Source organism: Morganella sp. TYF_1, from assembly GCF_043105645.1.
Taxonomy (GTDB): Bacteria; Pseudomonadota; Gammaproteobacteria; order Enterobacterales; family Enterobacteriaceae; genus Morganella; species Morganella morganii_B.
In genome coordinates, this window is record NZ_JBICLU010000026.1 from 543,946 (window position 1) to 559,702 (window position 15,757).

The 15,757-nt window shown below is 53.0% G+C and carries 16 protein-coding genes; 1 reads left to right on the plus strand and 15 read right to left on the minus strand.

Going from position 1 to position 15,757, the window contains the following annotated elements; genetic code table 11:
• Nucleotides 1-2 precede the first annotated feature (2 nt).
• The 6 genes from ACF8OF_RS15870 to yfcD all read right to left on the minus strand — a co-directional run bounded on the left by ACF8OF_RS15870 (nucleotide 3) and on the right by yfcD (nucleotide 6,091).
• Nucleotides 3-1,241, minus strand: a complete 1,239-nt coding sequence (locus ACF8OF_RS15870) for a 3-deoxy-7-phosphoheptulonate synthase (protein ID WP_392497117.1) — start codon at nucleotides 1,239-1,241, stop codon at nucleotides 3-5.
• Between the two features lie 21 nt (nucleotides 1,242-1,262).
• On the minus strand, nucleotides 1,263-1,661 hold the full coding sequence (locus tag ACF8OF_RS15875; RefSeq protein WP_072868630.1) for a cupin domain-containing protein: 399 nt from the start codon (nucleotides 1,659-1,661) through the stop codon (nucleotides 1,263-1,265).
• Nucleotides 1,662-1,683: 22 nt separating this feature from the next.
• Nucleotides 1,684-2,145 (minus strand): hypothetical protein, encoded by a 462-nt coding sequence (locus tag ACF8OF_RS15880; RefSeq protein WP_392497118.1) that lies wholly within the window; start codon nucleotides 2,143-2,145, stop codon nucleotides 1,684-1,686.
• Nucleotides 2,146-2,227: 82 nt separating this feature from the next.
• Nucleotides 2,228-2,923, minus strand: coding sequence for an RraA family protein (locus tag ACF8OF_RS15885; protein ID WP_279796312.1), 696 nt, complete (start codon nucleotides 2,921-2,923; stop codon nucleotides 2,228-2,230).
• 143 nt (nucleotides 2,924-3,066) lie between these two features.
• Nucleotides 3,067-5,145 carry a M48 family metallopeptidase gene (locus ACF8OF_RS15890; RefSeq protein ID WP_392497119.1) on the minus strand — a complete coding sequence of 693 codons (2,079 nt, stop codon included), beginning with the start codon at nucleotides 5,143-5,145 and terminating at the stop codon, nucleotides 3,067-3,069.
• Nucleotides 5,146-5,515: 370 nt separating this feature from the next.
• Nucleotides 5,516-6,091: an NUDIX hydrolase YfcD gene (gene yfcD / locus ACF8OF_RS15895; RefSeq protein ID WP_274369806.1), complete on the minus strand. Its 576-nt coding sequence runs from the start codon at nucleotides 6,089-6,091 to the stop codon at nucleotides 5,516-5,518.
• 257 nt (nucleotides 6,092-6,348) lie between these two features.
• Here yfcD and ACF8OF_RS15900 point away from each other — a divergent pair, with 257 nt between their 5' ends.
• Nucleotides 6,349-7,260, plus strand: a complete 912-nt coding sequence (locus ACF8OF_RS15900; RefSeq protein WP_274369807.1) for a TIGR01777 family oxidoreductase — start codon at nucleotides 6,349-6,351, stop codon at nucleotides 7,258-7,260.
• Nucleotides 7,261-7,301: 41 nt separating this feature from the next.
• On the opposite strand, the gene ACF8OF_RS15905 is transcribed toward ACF8OF_RS15900, so the two are convergent.
• The 9 genes from ACF8OF_RS15905 to ACF8OF_RS15945 all read right to left on the minus strand — a co-directional run bounded on the left by ACF8OF_RS15905 (nucleotide 7,302) and on the right by ACF8OF_RS15945 (nucleotide 15,699).
• A complete protein-coding gene (locus tag ACF8OF_RS15905) occupies nucleotides 7,302-7,895 on the minus strand; it encodes a UbiX family flavin prenyltransferase (RefSeq protein ID WP_279796307.1) in 594 nt (197 codons plus the stop codon).
• Between the two features lie 23 nt (nucleotides 7,896-7,918).
• Nucleotides 7,919-9,436, minus strand: coding sequence for an amidophosphoribosyltransferase (purF, locus tag ACF8OF_RS15910; RefSeq protein WP_262860026.1), 1,518 nt, complete (start codon nucleotides 9,434-9,436; stop codon nucleotides 7,919-7,921).
• A gap of 15 nt (nucleotides 9,437-9,451) precedes the next feature.
• Nucleotides 9,452-9,958 (minus strand): colicin V production protein, encoded by a 507-nt coding sequence (gene cvpA, locus ACF8OF_RS15915; RefSeq protein ID WP_025154936.1) that lies wholly within the window; start codon nucleotides 9,956-9,958, stop codon nucleotides 9,452-9,454.
• A gap of 179 nt (nucleotides 9,959-10,137) precedes the next feature.
• Complete coding sequence (gene dedD / locus ACF8OF_RS15920; RefSeq protein WP_262860027.1) at nucleotides 10,138-10,818, minus strand: cell division protein DedD; 681 nt, start codon at nucleotides 10,816-10,818, stop codon at nucleotides 10,138-10,140.
• Nucleotides 10,808-12,106 (minus strand): bifunctional tetrahydrofolate synthase/dihydrofolate synthase, encoded by a 1,299-nt coding sequence (gene folC / locus ACF8OF_RS15925; protein ID WP_279796298.1) that lies wholly within the window; start codon nucleotides 12,104-12,106, stop codon nucleotides 10,808-10,810. The genes dedD and folC overlap by 11 nt, the downstream gene beginning before the upstream one ends.
• Complete coding sequence (gene accD / locus ACF8OF_RS15930; RefSeq protein WP_025154933.1) at nucleotides 12,099-13,049, minus strand: acetyl-CoA carboxylase, carboxyltransferase subunit beta; 951 nt, start codon at nucleotides 13,047-13,049, stop codon at nucleotides 12,099-12,101. Before accD ends, folC begins: the two co-directional genes overlap by 8 nt.
• Before the next feature lie 101 nt (nucleotides 13,050-13,150).
• Nucleotides 13,151-13,822 carry a DedA family protein gene (locus ACF8OF_RS15935; protein WP_025154932.1) on the minus strand — a complete coding sequence of 224 codons (672 nt, stop codon included), beginning with the start codon at nucleotides 13,820-13,822 and terminating at the stop codon, nucleotides 13,151-13,153.
• 45 nt (nucleotides 13,823-13,867) lie between these two features.
• Nucleotides 13,868-14,689 carry a tRNA pseudouridine(38-40) synthase TruA gene (truA, locus tag ACF8OF_RS15940; protein ID WP_262881922.1) on the minus strand — a complete coding sequence of 274 codons (822 nt, stop codon included), beginning with the start codon at nucleotides 14,687-14,689 and terminating at the stop codon, nucleotides 13,868-13,870.
• Nucleotides 14,689-15,699 carry an aspartate-semialdehyde dehydrogenase gene (locus ACF8OF_RS15945; RefSeq protein WP_392497120.1) on the minus strand — a complete coding sequence of 337 codons (1,011 nt, stop codon included), beginning with the start codon at nucleotides 15,697-15,699 and terminating at the stop codon, nucleotides 14,689-14,691. Before ACF8OF_RS15945 ends, truA begins: the two co-directional genes overlap by 1 nt.
• Between the last annotated feature and the right edge of the window lie 58 nt (nucleotides 15,700-15,757).

Consider the following 15,757-nt stretch of genomic DNA (forward strand, 5'->3'; position numbering starts at 1 on the left):
TTTTATCCTTCCTGTTTATCACTCTGCCGGTATCCTGCCGCCACCCGAGCCAGGGCAACTGACTGCTCCCGGTTCAGCCGCGGATCACAGAGCGATTCATAACACTGCCCGATGTCCTTATCAGTCAGTGCCTGCGGCCCGCCGGTGCATTCCGTCACCGCCTGCCCCGTCATTTCCAGATGCAGACCGCCGGGATACAGATCCGCTTCCCTGAGAAGCTGCACAAACAACCTGATCTCCTCACAGATGACCGGGAAATCGCGGGTTTTCAGTCCCTCTGCAGTACTGCGGGTATTACCGTGCATCGGGTCGGTCAGCCAGACAACCGGGCTTTGCCGCGCGGAAACTTCGCGGATAAGCGGCGGCAGTTTCTCCGCTATCTGATCGGCACCCATCCGGACAATCAGCATAATTTTGCCCGGCTGTTTGCCCGGATCCAGTAATTCCAGCAACCGCCCCAGTTTTTCACCGGTCATTGACGGACCGCATTTGATACCGACCGGGTTTTCAATACCCCGCAGATACTGCACATGTGCCCGGGAAGGTTCACTGGTGCGATCGCCGAGCCAGACGGTATGCGCCGCGCAGTTGTACCACAGATGATCCGCCGGGCTGAGACGGGTCAGCGCGCTGTCATAATGCAGCAGTAACGCCTCGTGGCTGACATAAAACGGGGCAAATAGCGGATCCGTCCCCTCGCCTTCCCGCTCACGACCGTGCAGGGCATTCAGTATCACCGCCGCACGGTAATAGGCATTCAGCATCCGTTCCGGTGCCGGGATTCGCGCAGCGGCAGAAAACCCGTAGTCATTGATAATATCTCCCCGGTAACTCGGCAGTGTCACGCCGTTACGGGTCTCATCAGGACTGCTGCGCGGTTTGGCGTACTGGCCGGCAATCCGTCCGATTTTCAGTACCGGCAGAGAGAAACCGTCACTGATAATCGCCGACATGGTGCTGACCGTCTCCGTCCAGTCAGTAAGCACATCCTCGCGGCAACAGGAAAACGACTCCGCACAATCCCCGCACTGCAGCACAATTCCCTGCCCCGCACTGACTTTCGCCAGTGCCTGTCTCAGTGAGATAATATCCGCTGCGGTCACCAGCGGCGGTGCTGTCTGCAATTGCCGGACTGCATAGCTGACCGCAGACGGCTCCGGATATTCCGGCTGTTGCAGAGCCGGAAAATGCGTCCATAAGGAAGGCGACCACAACGGGTGCCCGTCCTGTTGTTTTTTCACACTCAATTCCCTGTGTCCCTGTTATTTCCGTTCCTGCGACGTGGCGAGATAGGTTTCAAACCGCCCTTCCTGACGTGCGACATAGTCCTCCCGCACCGGGGTATACACATCAATGACTTCAGATTCCTCAAGCACTTCCGCATCATGAATCGCCCATGATGGCACCAGCCCGGAATCGCCTGCTCTCAGGATCATGGTTTTACCGTCCACCGTCAGGCGCAGAGAGCCGGACAGCACCGTTGTCAGGGTTTCGTGTTCATGCTGGTGCTGCGGGATCACCGCACCCGGTTTAAACGACCAGAACGTCATGGTAAAAGCAGTGCCGTGAATAAATTTAGCCTGCGCCTTACTCTCTTCCCCTTCATTGCGGGTTAAATCCATATCATAAGAAAGCAGTTCATTTCCCGGAATTAAACTCATAATACACTCCTGTGTTAACAGATTATTTAGGGGCATGAATGGAAAAGCCCATCGGTACCGGGCCAAAATCATGCAGAATATGCAGATGATATTTTTGTGCCGTGCTGAGTGTGGTAATGCAGCCATCCACCGCACCGTGCGCACACTGCACACCGGATTCACTGTTAGAGGTAAATAAGGTCTTCCGCACCTTTTTATTCAGCAATGGCAGTTCATCAAATAAATGCTGCGGAGCAGGATGTGACCCCACATGGCGGATATTGTTATAATCCGTATGGCGCGAGGCAAATAACATATTGTGTGTGTCCAGAACAAAACAGGCTTTTAATTCCAGCCAGGTTAAATTCTGAAAAACAATATTGTGCAGATCAGGATATACAATACAGCCGAGCAGAACGCCGTCATTATCCTTTTTGACATGTTCAATCGCTGTTTCTAATGTCGGGTATAATTTCACATTGCCTTTAATATTATTTTCACTCAATCAGTGATATGCTGCTTTTTCGCAGTTCGTTCCGTTCGGGCCGAGTGTATGAATGGTTAACACGTTTCATTTCCTTCTCAGTTTATATTCTTCCGGTAACACTGATTAAATCCGGCAACCGCTCCCCGCGCCGTATTTTATCCAGCATGTTATTTTCAACCTCTGTTATTTCAATCGCTTTACTGATGACAGCATCAATATCCCGGTAAGGGATCACCACCACACCATTAATATCCGCCACAATAAGGTCACCGGTGTGAATGGTCGTCTGTTCTATCCGGCAACTGCCCCCGGTTTCAGACACATAATATGCACCTTGTGTATCCGTCGGCGTTAAATTCGTGGCAATAACCGGCATGGATAATGCATTAAGATCCTGTCCGTCCCTGACTGCGCCGCCGGTTATCACACCGGCAAAACCGAGCTTTTCAAAATAGGTACAGCTCATCCCGCCGGCTAATGCCGCGTCACAAATGCACTCCCCGCTGCCGGCAACATACACCAGGCTTTCTGCTGTATGTAATTCAGGCACCAGAAAATCCTTTACCTGTTCCCAGGTTGATGGAAACGGTTCAAGAATATTGTTACTCTTGCGGACAATTTTCCACTGTACGGTGTAAGCCTGTCCGGCAAAGTAATAATCTGTCAGATTCTGTGATTGTAATTTATGGCTTAATACACTGCCGGTTTTAAGTCCATCCATAATATCAACAAACGTTGATGTACTTATTTTCAGCAATTTTAATTTCTCTGATAAATCTGTATTTATCTTATTCATTCCTTACCTCCGGAATACACCATAAGAAATACAGAGACAGTTGTAATTGCTATTAATTATTACGCTATATTTAAAAGATAATTAATCAGAATATAAACGAAAAAAAACCGCCTTACGGCGGTTCCCTGTATTTCAGCAGAAAATTACTGCCGCAACTCGTGCTTCACATGTGCCATCTGCAACTGCCCATGTACCAGCTCCGATAAATCCTGCGGCGATAACGATTCTCCCTGCCAGATGCGGACACCCGCTATCATAATCATCAGCTTCTGCTTTTTGGCATCGTATTTAAAGAAACGGCTTTTTACTGCCATGCCCGGTGCAGGTGCTCCGTCAGCCACATGCAGTGTGAGCGTCGCCACACCGGAGACATCCGCGATGTCATAATCAACAATGTAGTGCAGCGGATACGCCTGTACCAGCTTATCACTGACCAGCTGCCCGTGACGAAAAGCAAACAGCGGTGCTTTTCCTCTGTCACGGTACATAAACGCCGCCCCCCAGAACAACAACAGCAGCCACAAGCCGTGAACCGCACCGGAGCTTATCAGGTTTTCCGCACCGAGTTTCACGGCGGCAATCCCCATCCCGGCCACGACCACCAGACCCAGGGTGAACATCACGCGGAATGTTCTCCGCCCCTCACTGATAACCACCTCATCTGCCACCACAGATTCATGCAGCAGGGTTTCCAGTGCTTCTGTCCGCTGTGTGATGCACTCGGTAACAATGCCGGAGAGTGACGCTGTCAGCATCATCGAGAGTGCTTTGGCATCCGTAAACAGATCCGCAATATTGGCGTAATCATCCGACTGTACCTCACGGGAAGCAGCTGCCAGCAACTCATCACTGATATCCTGAGACAACGCTTCAATACGGGCCCGGGTCTGCGGGTGACTGTCGCTCGGGTGGCTGGTTGCCTCATTCAGAAACTGACCGGCTTCCGGTACACCACGCTCGCGCAGGCGCGCCATCACCACCGGTAATAAATCATCCGTTTTCAGCGTGCCTTCATACAACTCACCCAGCGTTTCCGAAATCACCTCACTGACGGCGGAGATTCGCAGCAGTGATGACGCCACCGCCGCCGGTGAACTGACCGATGCCCCGGCGTTGTCCGCTTCCAGTTCACGGATACGGCTCCAGTGACTGACCGCGAAATCAAACTGCTCAAGGAAAAAGATCCCGAGATACACCGACGGGCTCATGATCACTTTACTGTAGTAATCTTCCACCTCATTCGCCACCAGCGAAATACTGTGGCTCATACCGGCATAGATCGGCGCAAAGTTCAGGCTGTAGGTGGTATCTTCGCCGGTGAAGTGCCCCAGTTCATGCCCGATAACCGCACTGGCTTCCTCACGGTTGAGCAGTGCGGAATAGAGCAGCGGGAAGTACAGGGTTTTCCCTTCAATCAGCTGATTTTCATTCAGCATTATGCGGTGAGATGTCACATAAAAGCATTCCATCATACCGGCAATAATATGGTCCGGCGGCGTTGTGCCGACTTTCGCGGCAATCTCATCCACCCACTGCCACAACCCCGGTGCTTCCTCACGGCTGACAGCATGCCCTGCCACATCAGACGGTTCGCTGCGGAACATTGTAAAACTCTTACGCAGCTTAAACAGCCCTTTGATGATGTACCAGATAATCAGCACAATACTGATCAGGATAAAAACCATGATTTTTGCACCGCCGCCGCTCATGGCGAAATTACCGGCGAACCACAACGCTTCATAGGCCATCACACAAATGATGCTCAGGCCGACCAGCGTCATCTGCCCGGTCAGGATAAACGGCAGCATTTTGCGGCAGCGGGCAAAGACCTTCAGCAGTGTGTCGCGGGAGCGCCGGGCAGCACGGCCGCTGCTGATACAGAGGTAAATCGCCCCGGCACCGGACAGCAATGATAAAATCCCGGTGGCGACAGTCCCCTGACTGATACCCACCCTGGCCAGAATCATCGTAATTTCGCTGCTGTATTTATTCAGCTCACGGTTGATCATTCCCAGCTGCTGACCGGCAGATACCGTTTGCCCGTCATCATAGATAATCTGAGTATCCGGGTTTTTGGCGATCAGATGCTGAAGATCCGCTTTCTCTGCCATGACAGATTGGTAAGACTGATATGCATCACTGACCCGCCAATACTGAATAGCACCCCAGGTGGTGAGAATCAGCGGTAATAATAACAGCCATCCTGCTAATTTATTTCTCATTATTATTCTCGTTCAGGTTTTATTTTATTATCTTCCGTTCATTTCAGGATGATTCTTATTATCCTGTGGCCATATATTGCAGCCCCGTTAACAACCCATTCGTGTAAATAGATAAAATGACCCTATTTCAATGTATTGGTCTTTTTTAATTTTTACTGTATAAACGGGTCGTTTCCGGAAAAACGGCAGAAACAATACCAGATAAACGAAGAGTCTGCAGGAAAAAAGTCAATACCAAAACCGGAATAACGGAAATAATACCGGCTTATATCCAATGATATTCCTTCTGCCGGAATATTTACTGTCTGCGTTTTATCTTACCGGTTTTTAAATATAAAAAAGCCCGCATATTTGCAGGCTTATCCGGTTTTTATTCGCTGTCGCTGCTTATTTCAGCTTCAGTCGCTGTAACCGGCTTCTGTCGCTCTGCCGGCGTATAATTCTGATTATTCCGCGTCAGCCAGAGTGAAAGGGCCTTCAGTGAATCTGCCGTAAATTCATCACAGCGGGCGGTGATTTCAGCCGGGGTCAGCCAGGTGGCTTCCGATACTTCGCTTTCCTGAAGCGCAAACGGACCGTGTGTCACACAACTGAATAACCCGCCCCAGACACGGCAGATAGGTTCTTCATAATAAAACAGGCCATGCTCGGCAAACGGCACACCGGCGATCCCGAGTTCTTCCTCTGCTTCGCGCCGCGCAGAATCCAGCATCAGTTCGCCCTGCTGCACCACACCACCGGCGGTGGCATCCAGCAGGCCCGGACAGAAGTCTTTATGCTCAGTTCTGCGCTGGACAAGAATTTTTCCCATGCCGTCATGCACAACGATGTAGGTTGCCCGGTGACGCAGGTTTTCCGCCCGCATCTGCTCGCGGGTCGCCTGGCCGATAACATCATTATTCTCATCGACCACGTCCACCCACTCGATAGCGCTATCTTGTTCCATCCTCTAACCTTTTCTTTTTTATCAGTATTACGGATACTGTTTCTGTTTTTTTCAGGGACACACGCAGTTAATCCGCGGGCCCCTGCTTTATACCGCTTTATATACCAAACTAATAATGATAGTGGTCATTATGGTCTTTGAATCAGTATATCAAGAATTGATAGCGGTTCTATGATTGTTTTTCTTTCTTGCTGATCACATCCACCGGCAGCAAAAACTGCTATAGTCAGAGAAACCTACCGGCAGAAGGAGCATCTATGCGTATTCTGATCACAGGCGGCACCGGGCTTATCGGCACCCCGCTGGTGCAGGCACTGATTGCCCGGAAATATCAGGTGGTGGTTCTGAGCCGCTCACCGCAGAAAGTCTATTCCCGTTTTTGCTCAGCCGCAGAAAACCTTAATTCACTCAATGATATAACACATCTGAACGACATCGATGCGGTGATTAACCTCGCCGGTGAGCCTATCGCGGATAAACGCTGGAGTGAAGAGCAGAAAAAGCTACTGTGTGAGAGCCGCTGGCAGATAACCGAACGGCTCAGTGAGCTTATCAATGCCAGTGAAACGCCACCGGCGGTATTTCTCTCCGGCTCTGCCGTGGGCTGGTATGGTGATCAGGGGCAAACCGTGGTGACGGAGGATGACGAGCCGCACCCGGAATTTACCCATACTCTGTGCGACCGCTGGGAGTCTCTGGCGATGAAGGCACAGAGTGAGAAAACCCGCGTCTGTCTGCTGCGCACCGGGATTGTACTCTCCCCGGAAGGCGGGGTACTGGCAAAATTGCTGCCGGCTTACCGCGCCGGTCTCGGTGGCCCTGTTGGTAACGGTCGTCAGTATATGCCGTGGATCCACATCAATGATATGGTCAGCGCCATTCTGTTTCTGCTCGATGACCCCGCGCAGAACGGCCCGTTCAATATGACCGCGCCTTATCCGTCCCATAATGAGCAGTTTGCGGCGGTACTGGCGCAGATCCTGCACCGTCCGCATCTGCTGCGTGTACCGGCGTTTGTGGTAAAGACACTGATGGGAGAAGCGGCAGTGCTGGTGCTGGGTGGTCAGAATGCCCTGCCGAAACGGCTGGAGGAAGCCGGGTTCGGCTGCCGGTTTATCAATCTGGAAGAAGCACTGCGGGATCTGCTGGATAGTCCCGCGGAGTATTAAGGCAGAGCCCGGCCGGAAACAAACGACCGGGTGATTGCGGATTACGGCTGCCCGGAACGGGAATTTTTCGCCCCGCGCCAGCGGGTAAATAAATCTTCCGGTAATGCAATATCAAACTGATCAAGTACACGGTTAACCGTCTGGTCAATAATATCCTGCACGGTTTCCGGCTGGTGATAAAACGCGGGCATCGGCGGCATAATGACCGCGCCGATTTCCGCCGCCTGTGTCATCAGCCGCAGATGTCCCAGATGCAGCGGTGTTTCGCGAACACCCAGCACCAGTTTGCGCCCTTCCTTCAGCACCACATCCGCCGCGCGGGTCACCAGGGTGTCCGTGTAACTGTGAACAATCCCCGACAGCGTTTTCACCGAACACGGCAGGATAACCATCCCCAGGGTTCTGACAGAGCCGGAAGAGATACAGGCGGCGATATCACGCTCATCATGTACCACATCCGCCAGTGCCTGCACGTCCCGCAGGCTGTATGCCGTTTCCAGCGCCAGTGTCTGCCGGGCCGCCTGACTGACAATCAGATGGGTTTCCACTTCCGGCACCGTTTGCAGGACCTCCAGCAACCGCACACCATAGACAGCACCACTTGCGCCGGTCAGTCCCACAATCAGTTTTTTCATAACATCACCTGACAAAAAAGAGATTAACCCTCATTATATATCTCAAGGTTCTCAATTTCGTTATGATCCCGCAACTTTAATTCATCATCCTTTCTCAGGTTTTCCACATAATCGAGATAATCCTGGTCGATATCTTTGGTGACATAGATACCATCAAACACCGATGCCTCAAGACCACGGATATCCGGGTTCTCTTCACGCACTGCATCGATAAGGTCACTCAGATCCTGGAAAATCAGGGCATCCGCGCCAATCAGACGGCAGATTTCATCCGCTTCACGACCGTGAGCAATTAACTCGTTGGCGTTAGGCATATCGATGCCGTAGACGTTCGGAAAACGCACTTCCGGTGCCGCAGAGGCAAAATAGACTTTCTTCGCCCCGGCTTCCCGTGCCAGCTCCACAATCTGCTCCGAGGTGGTGCCGCGCACAATGGAGTCATCCACCAGCAGCACGTTTTTGCCCCGGAACTCAGTACGGTTGGCATTAAGTTTGCGGCGGACGGATTTTTTTCGCTCCTGCTGGCCCGGCATGATAAAGGTACGTCCCACATAGCGGTTTTTCACAAACCCCTGGCGGTACGGCTTATTCAGCATATGGGCGATTTCCAGTGCGCTGTCCATCGAGGTTTCCGGAATCGGGATCACCACATCAATATCCAGATCTTCCCACTCGCGCGCGATTTTCGCGCCGAGTTTCTGCCCCATACGCAGCCGGGCGTTATAAACAGAGACTTTATCGATAACGGAATCCGGACGGGCGAAATAGACAAACTCAAACAGGCACGGTGTCAGTGACGGATTTGCCGCACACTGACGGGTGTAGAGCTGCCCGGTTTCCGTGATATACACCGCTTCACCCGGCGCCACATCACGCAGATAGTCAAAACCGAGGGTATCCAGTGCGACACTTTCAGACGCCACCATATACTCTTCGCGGCCATCATCCAGGGCACGCTTGCCGAGCACCAGCGGACGGATACCGTTCGGATCACGGAACGCCAGCAGGCCGTGACCGATAATCAGCGCCACGCAGGCATACGCGCCGCGGATTTTGGTGTGCATCGCGCTGACCGCAGCAAAAATATTGTCCGGCTCCAGCGGGTGCGCATCAAAGCGATCCAGCTCATACGCCAGCACGTTGAGCAGGATTTCAGAATCAGAGGTGGTATTGACATGACGCCGTGCTGTTTCAAACAGCTGATGTTTCAGCGTGTGCGCATTGGTCAGATTGCCGTTATGCGCAAGCGTGATACCGAACGGTGAATTGACATAAAACGGCTGTGCTTCCGATGCACTGGAGCTGCCTGCGGTCGGGTAGCGGACATGGCCAATCCCGAGTGTGCCCTGCAAACGCAGCATATGGCGGGTTTCGAAAACATCTTTCACCAGTCCGTTGGCTTTACGGAGCCGGAAACCATTATTACTGTCAATGGTTGCGATACCGGCTGCATCCTGGCCCCGGTGCTGTAACACCGTGAGCGCATCATAGATTGATTGATTGACTTGCGTAAAACCAACGATACCAACAATACCACACATGTAGTTTTTTCCTCATCAGCCGGGCGGAGAAGGAAAATTCTCCGGCAGGAAACTTGACGCATTCTGGAGGTAGTCAAAGAACCACCTGATAACATGACTGAATTGGGGGATGAGTTGTGACTGCTGCCAGTCGCTGCTCTGATTCATCTGCGTGAAGCTGTCGAGGAAGAACAATATTGCCGCCACGATCAGCACCCCGCGCAGAGCACCAAAACAAACCCCGAGAACACGATCTGTGCCTGATAAGCCTGTCCGCTGAACCAGTGAACCGATAACATGGTTAATCACCGAGCCGACAATCAGTGTCGCAACAAATAAAATCGCAATGGCGATCCCGTTGCGGACCAGCGGGTCATCAAAGCGCGTAAAATAATCCGCCAGCAGCGGGAAAAACTCGCTGGCCACATAAAACGCGCAGACCCAGGTCACTAACGATAAGGCTTCGCGAACGAAACCACGAACCAGGCTGACTAATGCCGAGAAAGCAATAATTGCAATAATTGCGTAATCAATCCAAACCATATCACTATCCAAATTGATGCCCCGGCATCAGTGACGGGCGCATTCTAACAGAAAACGAAAACGTTTGCGTAACGGATTTTTGCTCTGTCTGAAAATAAATTGCGGCGAAATAAAAATTTATAATCGCCGCAAAGAGTTAACTGATTTTATTAACAGATATTGCTAATTCCTTAAATTCGCTACGGTTTATAAGACTGCACCCGGCCATCCAGCCCGGTAAGCTGTCTCAGTTCCCCCAGCGAGGATTTCAGCTCTGCCTGAGAGGCTGACGGCCCGACCATAATCAGCGTCAGTTTGCCGCGCGGCACGGTATACACCTGATAACCGGATAACCGCAGGGTGGCAACAATTTCCTCCACCTTACGGGCATTGGATAACGCCCCCAGCTGCACAACATAAGCCTGTCCCTGAGGCGCTTTTTCCGGTTTGGGTTCCGGTTTCGGCTCAGGTTTTGGTTCCGGCTTAGGCTCCGGCTTAGGTTCCGGTTTCGGCTCCGGTTTCGGCGGCGGTTGTTTATCCGGCACCACCACCGGTGGCAGCGGATCCGCACCCGGCGGCACATTAGAGGTTGTGCTGCCGCCCGCAGACGCTTCTTCCGGTGCGTCTTCCGTTCCGGTTTGTGCCGCTTCGCTAATCATGGCACTGGATGCCCCTTCTGACGGCATCGTCGGCATGGTCTGATTGATCGGATTCACCGCATCAATCTCATCCTGCTCCCCTTCTTTCGGGATGAGCGGGATGGCTGCGAACTGGTCTTCGTTATATTTCTTATCGCCGTCCAAAAGCACCGGCAGGACAATCACCCCCACCGCCACCAGGATAATGGTTCCGACTAAGCGATTCTGAAATTTACTGGCCACCCGCACCTTCCTTCGCTAAAACGTCCATAACATGCGCCACGGTGTGGAATGACCCGCACACCACCACGATATCCTCCGGTGACGCATCACGGCACGCCTGTTCCCAGGCACTTTCCACATCCGTAAACTGTTGCGGGTCAGTCAGGTGCTCCGCCAGCTGTTCTGCCGGAGCGCCGCGCAGTTCCGTCAGCGGCGCGACATACCAGTCCGTCACCTGCTCATCCAGCACCGCCAGAGTGCCTTTGATATCTTTGTCACCCAGCATACCGATCACCGCCCGGACACGGCTGTGCGCAGTGCGCGGCAGTTGTGCCAGTTTCGAGACCAGATAACCGGCGGCATGCGGGTTATGCGCCACATCCAGCACGGTCAGCGGTTGTTGCGAGACAATCTGGAAACGGCCCGGCAGTTGTGCCTGACGCAGCCCGGTATCAATCGCCTCACGGGTGATGGCGCGGCCGGTTTTGTCTTTCACCTGACGCAGATTGTGGATCACCGCAAGAGCGGTCGCGGCATTTGCCAGCGGCACATTCGGCAGCGGCAGATTATCGAGCGTTTCATCCTCACACTGCCACGTCCAGTGGTCGCCCTGCTCTTTATAAGACCAGTCATCGGCGCGGCAGAACAGCGGGGTTTCCAGCTTGTTTGCCACATCCGCGATGGTATAAGGGGCATCCGGTTCACCGATCACCGCCACACAGTGCGGGCGGAAGATCCCGGCTTTCTCGCGGGCGATATGCTCGCGGTCAGCCCCGAGCCAGTCGGTGTGATCCAGCGCGATACTGGTAATCGCGGTGATATGAGAATCGACGATATTGGTGGCATCCAGACGCCCGCCGAGGCCGACTTCCAGAATCACCACATCAAGGCTGGCTTCGCGGAACAGCTGCAGTGCCGCCAGTGTGCCCGCTTCAAAATAGGTCAGCGTGATATCGCCGCGCTGCGCGTCAATATCCGCAAAGACACGGCAAAAATCGGCTTCCGATGGGTTTTGTCCCTGAATCCGCACCCGTTCGGTGTAATTCACCAGATGCGGGGAACTGTACACCCCCACCCGCAGCCCCGCAGCCAGCAGGATGGATTCGAGTGTGTGACAGGTGGTGCCTTTGCCGTTGGTCCCGGAAACGGTAATGACTTTCGGGGCGGGATAGCGCAGATTCATGATATCCGCCACCGCACCGACACGCTCCAGTCCCATATCAATAACCTGCGTATGCAGATCACCCAGATAAGAAAGCCACGTCATCATCGATGACGCGGCTGTCGGTCTTTCTCGCTTATCAGACATCGTGTTTTTTGACATCAGTCTCTGTTTCGGAAGATAAGTCGGTATCAGGTTCATCCGCAGTCAGGATTTCAATGGTTTCATCTTCCTGCGGGAACTGATAGTTCGTCAGTTTTGACAGAATTTCCGCAACGGTATCACGCATTTCCGGGCGGCGGACAATCATATCGATCGCCCCTTTTTCAATCAGAAACTCACTGCGCTGGAATCCCGGCGGTAACTTCTCACGGACAGTCTGCTCGATAACACGCGGACCGGCAAAGCCGATCAGGGCTTTCGGCTCGGCGATATTGATATCACCCAGCATAGCCAGACTCGCGGAGACACCGCCCATGGTCGGGTCAGTCAGCACAGAGATATACGGCAGACCGCGCTCCTGCATTTTGGCCAGCGCCGCACTGGTTTTGGCCATCTGCATCAGCGACATCAGCGCTTCCTGCATACGGGCACCGCCGCTTGCGGAGAAGCAGACCAGCGGGCAGTTATCTTCCAGTGCCTGTTCAACCGCGCGGACAAACCGTGCGCCGACCACAGAAGACATTGAACCGCCGATAAAGGCAAATTCAAACGCCGCCGCGACAACCGGCATGGTTTTCAGAGTGCCTTTCATCGCAATCAGGGCTTCTTTTTCCCCGGTGGTTTTCTGGGCGGACACCAGTCTGTCTTTGTATTTTTTGGAATCACGGAATTTCAGGACGTCTTTCGGTTCCAGATCAGTGCCCAGTTCCGTGGTGCTGCCTTCATCCAGAAACGTCAGCAGGCGCGCACGTGCAGGGATCCGCATGTGATGATCACATTTCGGACACACCTCAAGATTACGTTCCACCTCCTGGCGGTACAGTACCTGACCACAACTGTCGCACTTCGTCCAGACACCTTCAGGAATGCTCGCCTTGCGTGTCTGGTTCATTGGGGTCTTATTCAGAATTTTTTCAATCCAGCTCATTAATGACCTTTCCGTCTGAAATCTGGCTCAGCCAGTGTAATTATTATCTGCCATTAAACCACATTGCTTATGCACTGTGGACAAAAAACTGCTCAAACCACTCAGGCGTCATCACGTTTCTGTGCTTTTTTCGCCGCACGGCGGTGACGCCATACCTCGATAATACCGGGTAATATGGAGATGAAAATAATCGCCACGATAAGTAATTTCAAGTTTTCCTGTACAATCTTCGTTTCCCCGAAGATATACCCTGCATAGGCAAATAATACCACCCATACAATCGCACCGATAACGTTAAACATCGCAAAGTGGCGGTAGGACATTTTACTCATACCGGCAACAAACGGGGCAAATGTCCGCACGATCGGAACAAATCGCGCCAGAATAATCGCTTTACCGCCATGGGTTTCAAAGAACGCATGGGTCTTGCGCAGATAGCTCTGACGGAAGATTTTTGAGTCCGGATTGCGGAAAAGCCGCTCCCCGAAAAAGTGCCCGATAGTGTAGTTAACCGCATCACCGATAATTGCCGCTGTAATCATCAGCAGTACCATGATATGAATATTCAGGTCGTTAGTCGGCAGTGCCGCCAGTGCCCCTGCCACAAACAACAACGAATCTCCCGGCAGGAACGGCGTGACCACAAGCCCGGTCTCACAAAACAGGATCAGGAATAAAATCGCATAAACCCAGATACCGTATGCCGCGACCATCTCCTGCATATGCAAATCAATGTGCAGAATAAAATCAATCAGAAATTTAATATATTCCATATTTCACCCCGCCGGATGCAGGCTTCTGCTTATCCGGCTAATAAATTAATCTGCCAGGAAAAGCGGCCCCATTGCCGGTGACGGCAGGGCAAATTCTTCCGGGTAATCCACTGAAACCAGATACAAGCCTTCCGCCGGTGCTGTCGCCGGTGCCTGTGTCCGGTCTTTCAGTGCCAGCAGTTCTGCCATCCGGCTGACCGGTAAATTACCGCAGCCGACTTCCAGCAGAGCGCCGGTGATATTGCGCACCATATGATGCACAAAAGCATTGGCTTTGATGTCCACAATCACATACTGCCCCTGACGGGTGACGTTCACATGCATTACATTACGCCACGGGCTTCTGGACTGACACTGCGCCGCACGGAAAGAGGAAAAATCATTCTCCCCCAGCAGGCTCTGTGCCGCTTCATGCATTCGCTTTTCATCCAGCGGATAATGAAAGTGAGTCACACCTTTACTGAGGATAGCCGGACGAAAGCGGTGATTGAAAATCACATAGCGGTAACGCCGCGCTGTGGCGCTGAACCGTGCGTGGAAATTTTCCGGCACGGTTTTGACCCAGCGCACCGCGATATCCGGCGGCAGGTGAGTATTCACACCCATCGTCCAGGCGGCATCTTTACGGACAGCTGCCGTATGAAAATGCACCACCTGGCCGGTAGCATGCACCCCCGCATCGGTTCGCCCGGCGCAGAAGACCGAGACCGGCTCTGCAGCCACTTTTGACAGGGCTTTTTCCAGACAACCCTGTACACTCGCGACGTCTGACTGACGCTGCCAGCCGTAATAGCGGCTGCCGTCATACTCAATGCCCAGCGCGACCGTGGTTTTACCCTCTTCCGCCGGTAAAATCACCGCTGACATCAGTAAAACTGCTCCTGCGTCAGACGTTCGGCAATTTCGACAGCCATCAGTGCGCCGCCGAACTGCACGTTATCCGCCACTGACCAGAAATGCAGAATTTCCGGGATACCGTAATCATTGCGCAGACAACCAATATTCAGCAGATGATTGCCGGAAGCATCCGTGACCTGAGTCGGGAACTCCTGCTCGTCAGAGAGCTCAATATCCTCTGCCCGTTCCAGTTCATCACGGGCTTCCTCACTACCAAGCGGGCGCAGCGTTTCCAGTTGCACGATCTGCGCGTTGCCGTAGAACACCGGGGACTGCACACAACTCACGCTGATCGGCAGACCGGCATCCTGCAGAACTTTGCGGGTTTCTTCCGCGATACGGCGCTCTTCTGACACACTGCCCTGTTCATCAGCCAGCAGCGGCAGCAGGTTAAATGCCAGTTGTTTGCTGAAGCGTCCGGCTTCCGGCGGAATACCGTTGAGAAGTTTTCCGCACTCACCGGCCAGCTCTTCCACCGCACTTTTCCCGAAACGGGAAACAGAGAACAGGTTGGTCAGATTGATACGCGATAACCCTGCGCTTTCCGTCAGCGGGCGGATAGCAGTCAGTAACTGACTGACTGTGCTGTCTGCCAGCGCAATCAGATTACGGTTGCGGTACTCGCTCAGTGCCTGCGGGTTCACCGACGGCACCACCAGCGGCACATCCGGCTCCAGTGCAAACAGGCCGCTGCTGTCAATGACAATACAGCCGCTGTCAGTCGCCGCTTCATAATACGCGGCGGTGGCGTCCGTACCGGCCATGAAAAAGGCCAGCTGTACCTGTGACCAGTCGAAATCACGGGCTTCGGTAACCAGATAGCTTTTGCCGTTCATGCGCACCGACTCTCCCGCGCTGCGCTCTCCGGCCAGTAAATACAACTCTCCCACCGGAAATTCACGCTCTTCCAGTAATGACACCACGGCGCTGCCGACAGCACCGGTCGCACCCAATACGGCAATATTCCAGCCTTCTGACATAGTTATCTCCGGAACAAAGACTGCACCGCGTCAGCGCGGTACAGCCAGAAAAAGAATG